Origin of the sequence: Flaviflexus sp. (genome assembly GCF_052087705.1) — a bacterium.
GTDB classification, from domain to species: Bacteria; Actinomycetota; Actinomycetes; order Actinomycetales; family Actinomycetaceae; genus Flaviflexus; species Flaviflexus ciconiae.
In genome coordinates this window covers 27030-37936 of sequence record NZ_JBQCYC010000017.1, presented here as the reverse complement: position 1 = coordinate 37936, position 10907 = coordinate 27030, and the positions used below count along the sequence as shown (strand labels likewise).

The 10907-nt window shown below is 61.3% G+C and carries 6 protein-coding genes; 5 read left to right on the top strand and 1 reads right to left on the bottom strand.

Going from position 1 to position 10907, the window contains the following annotated elements; all coding sequences use genetic code 11:
- Positions 1-150 precede the first annotated feature (150 nt).
- Positions 151-2544 (bottom strand): phosphoketolase family protein, encoded by a 2394-nt coding sequence (locus tag ACTHUY_RS09080; RefSeq protein ID WP_441678565.1) that lies wholly within the window; start codon positions 2542-2544, stop codon positions 151-153.
- A 502-nt stretch (positions 2545-3046) separates the two neighbouring features.
- On the opposite strand from ACTHUY_RS09080, the gene ilvD reads away from it, so the two are divergent.
- The 5 genes from ilvD to ilvC all read left to right on the top strand — a co-directional run bounded on the left by ilvD (position 3047) and on the right by ilvC (position 10889).
- Positions 3047-4885: a dihydroxy-acid dehydratase gene (ilvD, locus tag ACTHUY_RS09075; protein ID WP_441678563.1), complete on the top strand. Its 1839-nt coding sequence runs from the start codon at positions 3047-3049 to the stop codon at positions 4883-4885.
- Positions 4886-5153: 268 nt separating this feature from the next.
- Positions 5154-6755 carry an aspartate:alanine exchanger family transporter gene (locus ACTHUY_RS09070; protein ID WP_441654159.1) on the top strand — a complete coding sequence of 534 codons (1602 nt, stop codon included), beginning with the start codon at positions 5154-5156 and terminating at the stop codon, positions 6753-6755.
- A gap of 726 nt (positions 6756-7481) precedes the next feature.
- Entirely contained in the window at positions 7482-9305 is a 1824-nt protein-coding gene (locus ACTHUY_RS09065) for an acetolactate synthase large subunit (RefSeq protein WP_441654158.1), read from the top strand.
- Between the two features lie 8 nt (positions 9306-9313).
- Positions 9314-9844 carry an acetolactate synthase small subunit gene (gene ilvN, locus ACTHUY_RS09060; RefSeq protein WP_126703841.1) on the top strand — a complete coding sequence of 177 codons (531 nt, stop codon included), beginning with the start codon at positions 9314-9316 and terminating at the stop codon, positions 9842-9844.
- A gap of 19 nt (positions 9845-9863) precedes the next feature.
- Positions 9864-10889 (top strand): ketol-acid reductoisomerase, encoded by a 1026-nt coding sequence (ilvC, locus tag ACTHUY_RS09055; protein ID WP_441678561.1) that lies wholly within the window; start codon positions 9864-9866, stop codon positions 10887-10889.
- Positions 10890-10907: the final 18 nt, after the last annotated feature.

The window sequence follows — 10907 nt, the reverse complement described above, 5'->3', positions numbered from 1 at the left end:
GTGTTTCAGTGGGTTCGGGGGGGGTTTTTCCGAACTTGTTCCCTCTGGGCGGTTGGGCAACATCATTTTGTGGGGCGCTGGTTTTTTTCCCCCCCCCCCCCACAACTCTCTTGCTGGTTGACCTATGTTTCCTGACCTGTGTTTCGTGACCTATGCTTCGAACACCCAGTCGGTGATTTCTGGCATGTCCTCCAGGTGCTCAACCTTGTATTCGTGGTGACGGTCAAGCTGCTTGGTGCACCAGCGCTTCAGGTCGGCGGCGCCCCTGACGGTCCGCTTCGTGTTGTTGAGGGCGTCGATGACGAGCGAGTAGCGGTCGATGCCGTTGCGGACCACCATGTCGAACGGCGTGGTGGTCGTGCCTTCCTCGCGGAAGCCACGAACGTGGAACCGGTCGACGTCGGGACGGCCGTGAACCAGCTGGTGGATCACCCCGGCATAGCCGTGGAAACAGAACAGAACATCCTGGGTGTTCGTGAACATTTCTGCGAAGTCCTGGTCGGTCATGCCGGTGGGGTGGTCCTTCGGGCGGGACAGGGTCTGTAGGCGAACGACGTTGACGACCCTAACTTTCAGCGAGGGTAGCTGTTGGCGGAGGATCTGGGCTGCCGCAACCGCTTCCATGGTGACGACGTCACCGGCGCACGCAATGACGATGTCGGGATCTTCGCCCGATACCGGGTCCTCATTGCCGGCCCAGTCCCAGATGCCGAAGCCTTTACGGCAGTGCGCTTCTGCTTCGTCCGGGGTGAGCCACTGGAGCTGCGGCTGCTTGTCCTGGACGATAACGTTCACGCGGTTCTTCGTGTCGTACGTATATGCGGAAACCTCGAGGAGGCAGTTCGCATCCGGTGGCAGGTAGGTGCGGACGATGTTTCCTCGCATGTTGACGATCGTAGAGAGGACGCCGGGTCCCTGGTGGGAGAAACCGTTGTGGTCGTTCCTCCAGCACGTCGATGACAGGAGAATGTTGAACGAGGGAACGGGTACTCGCCAGTCCAGTTCGATGGCCTCTTCCAGCCATTTTGTGTGCTGAACGGTCTGGGAGACCGACACCATGCCGAATGCTTCGTAGGAGGCGAAGAGCCCGTGGCGTCCCGTCAGGTTGTAGCCCTCCAGCCAACCGTGGGTCAGGTGTTCGGACAGAACTTCCATGACCCGCCCGTCCGGTGACAGCTTTTCGTCATCGTCGGTGACCGCTTCCATTGTCATCCGGTCCGAAGCATTGAAGACCGCGCCAAGCCGGTTCGAGTTTGTTTCGTCCGGGCAGAACAGTCGGAACGTTTCGGGGTTGCGGCGGTAGATCTCCTCAAGGAACTCGCCGAGCTTGCGGGTCGATTCGGCGCGGAACGTGCCGCGCTCTGCCGGGGCGAAGTCGATGGTGAAGTCCCGCCAGTTCGGCATGTCGAGAGCTCTGTACTCCCCTCCGCCATTACCTGCCGGGTGGGCCGACATGCGTAGATCGCCTTCCGGATTGATTGACCGCACAATATCCGTCGGCATACCCGACTCGTCAAAGAGCTCTTCGGGGCGGTACGACTTCATCCAGTCTTCCAGGATCTTTAAGTGGTCCGGATTTTCCCGGACACCCGATAGGGGTACCTGGTGGGAACGCCATGTTCCCGCTACTTGAACGCCGTCAACGACGTCCGGCCCCGTCCACCCCTTCGGGGAGCGAAGGATGATCATGGGCCAGCGGGGGCGCTCTCCCGCAACGACGCCGTTCGTGCGAGCGTCGTCCTGGATTTCCTTGATCCGTTCGTACGCTGTTCCAAGGGTTTCGGCAAAGCGGTAGTGCATGCCGGGGAGGTCATCGCCTTCGACTTCGAGAACCTCGTAGCCGTGGCCCTCGTACAGCTTGCGGACCTCCTCGGGGTCCTTGCGGCCCTGCACCGTGGGGGAGGCAATCTTCGCGCCGTTCAGGTGCAGAACCGGGAGGACTGCACCGTCGCGCGCAGGGTTGAGGAACGAGATGCTCTTCCAGGAACCTTCGAGAGGTCCGGTCTCGGCCTCACCGTCACCGACAACGCTGAGTGCGATGAGATCGGGGTTATCGAAAACGGCTCCGAAGGCGTGAACGAGAGCGTAGCCGAGCTCGCCACCCTCGTTGATGGAACCGGGGGTGGTGACCGAAGCATGAGAAGGGATGCCACCGGGTGCTGAGAACTGGCGGAACAGTGTCTCGAGTCCGGGGGTGTCCTGCGTGACGTGCGGGAAGGACTCGGTGTACGTGTTCTCCAGGTACGTGGCTGCCACAATCGCGGGCCCGCCGTGCCCCGGCCCCGTAATATAAATCATTTCCTGCCCGGTCTTCTGAATGAGGCGGGAGGCGTGGGCGTAGATCAGGGATAGGCCGGGGGAGGTGCCCCAGTGGCCAAGAAGCCTGGGCTTAATGTCGGATGCCTCAAGGGGCTCGCGTAGGAGAGGATTGGACTTGAGGTAGATCTGGCCAACGGTCAGATAATTGTTGGCCCGCCACCAGGCGTCCACGGCGCGAACCTCCTCGTCACTCGGGTTCTTGAGAGAGGTGATGATGTCGGACATGGTGTTGGTCCTTAATGATCGACGGCAATGTGCTGGTCGTGATTTGTTGTCTAGCTGTCGCTTTCTAGCTGGCTGTCAGGTCATCCGGTTCGGCGGGTTCGCGAACTGTGATCTGACTCTCTTGGAATCTACCGACATGGCGCGCACTTCTCAACGATTTTCTCGACCGGTATCAGGTAATTGTCATAGTTCGACGAGATGTCGGGGCAGGTTGGTGGTTGGTGGGGCCGGAGCTCGTGAGTGCAGAGAGCCGCAATATCGCCTCGGCGGAAGGACGGAATTGTCGGGTGCGGGATACGTCGGGGGGACTACGTGTCGCAAAATGCGGGGAACCAGGCGTCGAACACGTGGTGTGTGCGGGAGCGCTGTGCGACGGGGCGCGTGGCGTGTGGGAGCTCGTCGGTGGTGATGTCGGGGGTGCTGTCTCGCCTCGTGGCCGCTTCTGTCCCAATTCGTGGGATCGGTCGTAAGGTAATCGGAAGAGTGAGGACAAGGAGTTTCAATGCCACAGCTGCGTTCGGCCACGTCAACCCAGGGACGTAACTTTGCCGGTGCAAGAGCCCTTTGGCGGGCTACCGGTATGGGAGACGGTGACTTCGGTAAACCGATTATTGCGGTTGCCAACTCGTTCACCCAGTTTGTTCCCGGCCACGTTCACCTGAAGGACATGGGCCAGCTCGTGATTTCCGCAATTGAGGAAGCGGGCGGTGTTGGCAAGGAATTCAACACGATTGCCGTTGATGACGGCATTGCTATGGGGCACGACGGCATGCTCTACTCGCTACCGTCCCGCGAGATTATCGCGGATTCCGTTGAGTACATGGTGAACGCCCACACGGCAGATGCTCTTGTCTGCATCTCGAACTGCGACAAGATCACCCCCGGGATGCTCATGGCCGCCATGAGGCTCAACATTCCCGTCATCTTCGTGTCCGGTGGGCCCATGGAAGCGGGCAAGGCCGTCGACGGTGTTATCGACCATCCCGTGAACCTCATCGACGCCATGACCGGCGCAGCTGACGAGTCGATCAGCGATGAGCAACTGTCCGAAATCGAATCGGCCGCGTGCCCGACGTGCGGTTCATGTTCCGGCATGTTCACCGCGAACTCCATGAACTGCCTGACCGAGGCCCTTGGCCTGTCCCTTCCCGGCAACGGCTCGACGCTGGCCACCCACGTGGCACGCAAGGAGCTCTTCCTTGGGGCGGGCCGTCGCATCGTCGACCTGGCTCGCCGCTACTACGAGGAGGACGACGAGTCGGTCTTGCCCCGCAACATTGCCACCCGCGATGCGTTCTTTAACGCGATGACGATGGACGTGGCAATGGGTGGCTCGACCAACACGATCCTCCATATCCTTGCCACCGCAATTGAGGGAGAGGTCGACTTCAACCTCGATGACATCGACGCGATCTCCCGCCAGGTTCCCTGCCTCTCCAAGGTTGCCCCCAACCACCCGGTGTTCCACATGGAAGACGTTCACCGCGCCGGCGGCATCCCCGCGATCCTCGGTGAGCTCTACCGAGCAGGTCTCCTCAAGGACTCCGTCCATTCGGTCCACTCCGATGACCTGAAGTCCTGGCTGGAGAAGTGGGACGTGCGCGGCCCCGCGCCGTCACCCGAAGCGGTCCAGCTGTTCAAGGCCGCCCCCGGTGGCGTCCGCACGACGAGGGCTTTCTCCCAAGCGAATGAATGGGAAGAGCTCGACACGGACGGCGAGAACGGCTGCATCCGTTCCGTCGAGAACGCCTACACGGAAGATGGTGGTCTTGCCGTCCTCAAGGGCAACATCGCCGAAGAAGGCGCAGTCATTAAGACCGCCGGAATCGACGAAGAGCTCTTCCACTTCGAAGGCAGGGCACGGGTCGTTGACTCCCAGGAGGACGCCATCAACCTGATCCTCTCCAAGTCCGTTGTTCCCGGCGACGTTGTTGTCATCCGGTATGAGGGCCCCAAGGGCGGGCCGGGCATGCAGGAGATGCTGTACCCGACGTCCTTTCTCAAGGGACTGGGACTTGGCAAGGACTGCGCACTGATCACCGACGGCAGGTTCTCCGGAGGCACCTCCGGTATCTCCATCGGCCACATCTCACCCGAGGCCGCCGCAGGCGGCGCCATCGGACTTATCGAAGAGGGTGACCGCATCGTCCTCGACGTGCCCTCCCGCAAACTCGAGCTACTCGTCGACGACGAAACCCTGGCCGAGCGCCGCGCCGCCAAGGGATCCACCCCGTGGAAGCCCGCTGCTGAGCGCCCCCGCAAGGTCTCCAAGGCGCTCAAGGCCTACGCGATGCTGGCACGCTCAGCCACCTACGGAGGAGTGCGTTCACTCGACGACTAGCAGATGTGGGCTCGGCTGACCGCTCACGGACGCTGCCAACGAGGTTCCGAACAACGCCGCCCGTAGCGATTAGCGCAGCATTCTGAGACGCGGCCCACAAAGCGCAAAATATGGCGGTAAGCGGGAGGTGCAACTAGCATCTCCCGCTTCGTCGTGCCGGGACTCATTGCCCATCAATTCGGACAAAACCCGGGCCATACTTATTGATGGAACTATTCAATAACAGATGCGTGGACAGCGATCCATGACAGAGGAGTGTCCGGGTGGCATGAACAGTGTGTTGAACTACTTGGCCGAACAGCCGATCTTGACGGCATTCTTAATTATCGGCATAGGAATGGCCCTCGGCCGAATCAAAGTTAAGGGAGTGAGCCTCGGTGCGGCCGCCGTCCTGTTCTTCGCGATCGCACTCGCAGCATGGGGTAATGCGGTCGGCGTCGAGATCACAATCCCGCACTACATTGGCACCCTCGGGCTCGTCCTGTTCGCCTTCTCCATCGGCAACAACGCCGGCGGCACGTTCTTCAAGTCCCTGAAACAGGCAACCGGCCCCATCATCACGATGGTGGTCCTCTTCATCGTCGCAGCCGTTGCCGCCTACCTTGTCGGTAGCTACGTGTTCGACATGGACATCGCACTCATCGCCGGTACCTTCTCCGGCGCCGTCACGAACACGCCCGCGCTCGCGGCCGCCGGTGAATCCTCCGGTGATCCCGGGACTGCAACCGTGGGCTACGCAGTCGCCTACCTGTTCGGCGTCATCGGCATGATCATTGCGGCGCAGATGGCATTGCGGAAAGCGCACCTCGACACCGATGCCCCGTCGCCCGTCACCCACCAGAACGTCCGCGTGGACCGTGAAGACGGCCCGACCGTTGGTGGCATCATGAAGTCCCTCGGCTCCGCAATCGAATTCTCCCGCATCCGCCGCGGCGAACAGGGCCCCGTCTGGATCCCCAGCTCCAGCGAGGTCCTCCAGCGGGGCGACCTTGTCACCATCGTCGGTGAAGATGCCGATGTTGAACAGGTTGTTGGCGAACTTGGCCACCGCTCCTCCCACTCGCTACGCTCCGACCGTCGCATGCTCGATTTCCGCCGGATCACCGTGTCCGAGCCCAGCCTCGTTGGCCTCACCGTCCGCGAACTCGACGAAGTTCTCGCAGAGCGCTGGGGAGCAAAGATCTCCCGCGTCCGCAGGGCCGATCAGGACATGCTTGCAATCCCGAATCTCATGGTGGAAATGGGAGACCGCGTCCGCGTTGTCGGCCCGACCATGAAGCTGAAGGAAATCTCCAAGTGGCTCGGCGACTCCTCGAAGGGCCTCACCGACATCAACCCCGTGGCGCTCGGTCTGGGCCTCGCCCTTGGCCTGTTCGTTGGCTCCATTGAAATTCCGATGCCGGGCGGCGGCAGCTTCTCCCTCGGTGGCGCCGCCGGCGTTCTCCTCGTTGGACTGGTCATGGGCCGTCTTGGTCGTGTCGGCAAGGTCGTCACCGCCCTGCCGAACACCGCGAACCTCGTCATGTCGGAACTCGGCCTCCTCCTTTTCCTCGCGCAGGCAGGTTGCAACGCCGGTGGCCAGATCGGACTCGCCTTCTCCGGTGATGCCTGGTGGAAGATCCTCCTGCTCGGAGTTCTTGTCACCTCGATCATGGGAGTCGGCCTCTACCTGACCATGCGCCATATCTTCCACATGGGTGGAACGAGGCTGTCTGGCCTGCTCGCAGGCTCGCAGACCCAGCCGGCCGTCCTCGCATTCGCGAACGGCCGTACGGGATCAGACCCCCGCGTTGCCCTTGGGTATGCACTTGTCTACCCGGTCGCGATGATCTCCAAGATCCTCGTCGCCCACTTCCTCGGCGGTATGTAAGCGCCACAAGTCACGCTTCGTGGCATACTGCAACAGTGCTCCCCGGAATCCGAACGTGACAGGACGTTCGAGTCCCGGGGAGCACGCTTATGTCCGCATGTCCCTATTCCCACAAGTTCTCAATGTCTGTGAGGGTTTCTATCCGTGAATACCCCGTCCGTTATGCCGAACCGGGTGCGGGCCAGCGTCTTCGCTTCCCGGACATCCGCGCGGTTCCTCCAACGATAGAGACCGTGCAGCTCGACCAACCCCCGTTGCTATTGGGCAGGTACCTGCGGCGCGTAGGTGGTGGCGGTGGGATAGGGGGTGACTGCGGGGCAGAGACGGGGATGGGGGATAGGTGGTGGCTACGCCAGGGGAGTGCAGGTAGGTGCGTAGAACGGCTGCTTCTTGATAATTGGACGCCCGCTTCGCGCACGCGGGAGAGCGATTACTCTCGGCGGGAGAGGGTGCAGTATTTCCGTGGAATTAGTGAATATAAGCCAAAAAATAGGACTTTTGCCCCGAGAAGGTGTGTCTCATTGGCTGACATTGCGAACCAATATGTGAGATCAAGTGATTCTGGCTTGCTTGTCCCGGGCGGGTCAGGCTAATGTCTGAGTTATGGAAATGAAGCTTGTAGTTACCTGGCGCGCCACACCGGTCCGCTAAGGAAGTGTTGCGCGCCCCCTGTTCCGAAGCAGGGGGCTTTTTCATTGCCATACCGATCCACGTCTAGGAGGAACCATGGGGAAACCAGCATCCCCGGCAACACTCGCTCAAGCGAGTGCGCTGAAGGCGCAGGGCGACGGTGTTATCCGAGAGAAGTCAACCGGTGCCCGGTCAATTATTCGTTCTCTCGAGGAGCTGGGCGTAGATACGGTCTTCGGTCTCCCCGGCGGTGCCATCCTCCCCACCTACGATCCACTCATGGATTCCACCTCGCTACGGCACATCCTGGTGCGTCACGAGCAGGGCGCAGGACATGCGGCTGAGGGCTACGCACATGCCACCGGCAAGGTCGGTGTCTGCATTGCTACCTCTGGTCCGGGTGCGACAAACCTGACAACTGCCGTTCTGGATGCCTACATGGACTCGGTTCCGATGCTGGCAATCACCGGCCAGGTTGGTGCGGCACTGATTGGCACGGATGCTTTCCAGGAGGCCGACATTGTCGGCATCACCATGCCGATCACGAAGCACTCGTTCCTCGTCACAGACGCGAAGGACATCCCGGCACGCATTGCCGAGGCTTACGAGCTTGCCCAGACCGGACGACCCGGCCCTGTCATCGTCGACATCGCCAAGTCCGCCCAGAACGCCGAATGTGACTTCGTGTGGCCCCCGGTCCGCGACCTTCCCGGATATCGACCGGTAACCCGTCCGAACGCCCGTCAGGTGCGGGAAGCGGCCCGCCTTGTTGCCACGGCCGAGCGCCCCGTGTTCTACGTGGGCGGCGGCGTGATCCGTGCCGGAGCAGCCGAGGAACTCCGCGAACTTGTCAAGCTCACCGGCATCCCCGCCGTCACGACGCTCAACGCGATCGGCTCGCTGTCGGTCGAGGACCCGCACAACCTGGGCATGCCCGGTATGCATGGCACGGTTGCCGCGGTGGATGCACTGCAGCGCTCCGACCTCCTTATTACTCTCGGTGCGCGATTTGATGATCGCGTGACCGGTAACCTCGATTTGTTCGCCCCCCACGCGAAGGTTATCCACGCCGACATTGACCCGGCCGAGATCGGGAAGAACCGGCACGCGGACGTTCCGATCGTTGGTGACGTCAAGGAGACGATCGTCGAGCTGATCGAGGAATTGCCCGCCGCCTACCGCCAGTACGACAAGCGCGATATTTCGGCTTGGTGGAAGCGCCTGAACCGCATGCGGGAAACGTATCCGCTGGGGTGGACGCCGACGGAGGATGGGGAGATGGCTCCCCAGTACGTTCTCGAGCAGCTTGCCGAGATTGTTGGCCCCGACGCCATCTACGTTGCCGGCGTTGGTCAGCACCAGATGTGGGCATCCCAGTTCCTGAAGTTCGAGAATCCGCGTACGTGGATCAACTCGGGCGGTGCGGGCACGATGGGTCTCGCCATCCCCGCTGCTATGGGAGCCAAGGTTGCCGCACCCGATAAGGCGGTGTGGGCGATCGACGGCGACGGCTGTTTCCAGATGACAAATCAGGAGCTCGCCACCTGCGTTATCAACGACATCCCGATCAAGGTCGCAATCATCAACAACTCCTCGCTCGGCATGGTCCGTCAGTGGCAGACGCTGTTCTACAATGCTCGCTACTCGAACACGGATCTCGACACGGGTAGCGGCACGAGGAACGTTCCGGACTTCGTGAAGCTTGCAGACGCTTACGGCTGCGTGGGTCTGCGTTGCGACAAGCCCGAGGATGTTGCTGACACGATCCGTCAGGCCATGGAAATCAACGACCGCCCGGTCGTTATCGACTTCCAGGTCTCCGCAGATGCCATGGTGTGGCCAATGGTGGCCGCAGGTGTCTCGAACGATGAAATCCAGTACGCCCGCGATCTTGCCCCGAACTGGGACGACGAAGAATAGAAGGAACAATGAATACCCGACACACCCTTTCCGTCCTCGTCGAGAACAAGCCTGGCGTGCTCACCCGAGTCACCGCACTGTTCGCGCGCCGCGCGTTCAACATCCACTCGGTGGCGGTTGGCCCGACCGAGGATCCCGAGATTTCGCGGATCACGCTCGTTGTTGACGCGGCCGAGGCTCCGCTGGAACAGGTGACGAAGCAGCTGAACAAGCTCGTTAACGTCATCAAGATCGTTGCCCTGGAGGCTGACACTTCGGTGCAGCGCGAACTCCTGCTCGTCAAGGTCTCCGCAACCGACGAGACACGGACCGCTGTCCTCCAACTTGTTGAACTCTTCCGTGCCCACGTTGTTGACGTCGTCACTGATACGGTGACGATCGAGGCAACGGGCTCCGCGGGGAAGGTGCAGGCGCTCCTGACAGCGCTTGCTCCCTACGGAATTAAAGAAATTGTCCAATCGGGCGCTGTCGCGATATCTCGCGGCTCGCGCTCCCTATCCGAACGAGTGAGTGCAGAACGTGCACTCCGCCGCGCCTGATAACACAAGGAGAATCACTGTGGCAGATATTTACTATGACGATGATGCCGACCTGTCGCTCATCCAGTCGAAGAAGGTCGCCGTTATCGGCTACGGCTCGCAGGGACACGCCCACGCGCTGAACCTCCGCGATTCGGGCGTCGAGGTCGTTGTTGGCCTCCGCGAAGGCTCATCCTCCGTTGCTAAGGCACAGGAGCAGGGCCTGGCAGTTGCCTCGATCGAGGACGCTGTGAAGGACGCCGACGTGGTCATGATCCTCGCACCGGACCAGCACCAGCGCACCATCTACTCGGAGCAGATCGAGCCGAACCTCAAGGAAGGCGCAGCACTCTTCTTCGCCCACGGCTTCAACATCCGCTACGGCTACATCAAGCCGTCCGCCGATCACGACGTCTGCATGGTTGCCCCGAAGGGCCCGGGCCACACGGTCCGCCGCCAGTACGCCGAAGGACGCGGTGTCCCGGACATCGTCGCCATCGAACAGGATGCTTCTGGCCAGGCCTGGGACCTTGCACTCTCGTACGCGAAGGCGATCGGCGGAACCCGCGCCGGCGTTATCAAGACGACCTTCACGGAAGAGACCGAAACGGATCTCTTCGGCGAGCAGGCAGTCCTCTGCGGCGGCGTTTCGCAACTCATCCAGTACGGCTTCGAGACCCTGACCGAAGCTGGCTACCAGCCCGAGATCGCCTACTTCGAGGTTCTCCACGAGCTCAAGCTCATCGTTGACCTCATCAACGAAGGTGGCCTCACGAAGCAGCGCTGGTCGATTTCCGACACGGCAGAGTATGGCGACTACGTGTCCGGCCCCCGAGTGATCTCCCCGAACGTCAAGGAGAACATGAAGGAAGTCCTCGCGGACGTGCAGTCCGGCGCATTCGCCGAACGCTTCATCTCCGACCAGGACAAGGGCGGACCGGAGTTCCAGGAACTCCGCAAGCGCGGCGAAGACCATGAAATTGAGAAGGTCGGCGTCGAACTCCGCAAGATGTTCTCGTGGAAGTCCGTTGACGAGGACTACGAAGACGGCCACGCAGCCAGGTAGTTGACATGGGGTACCCCG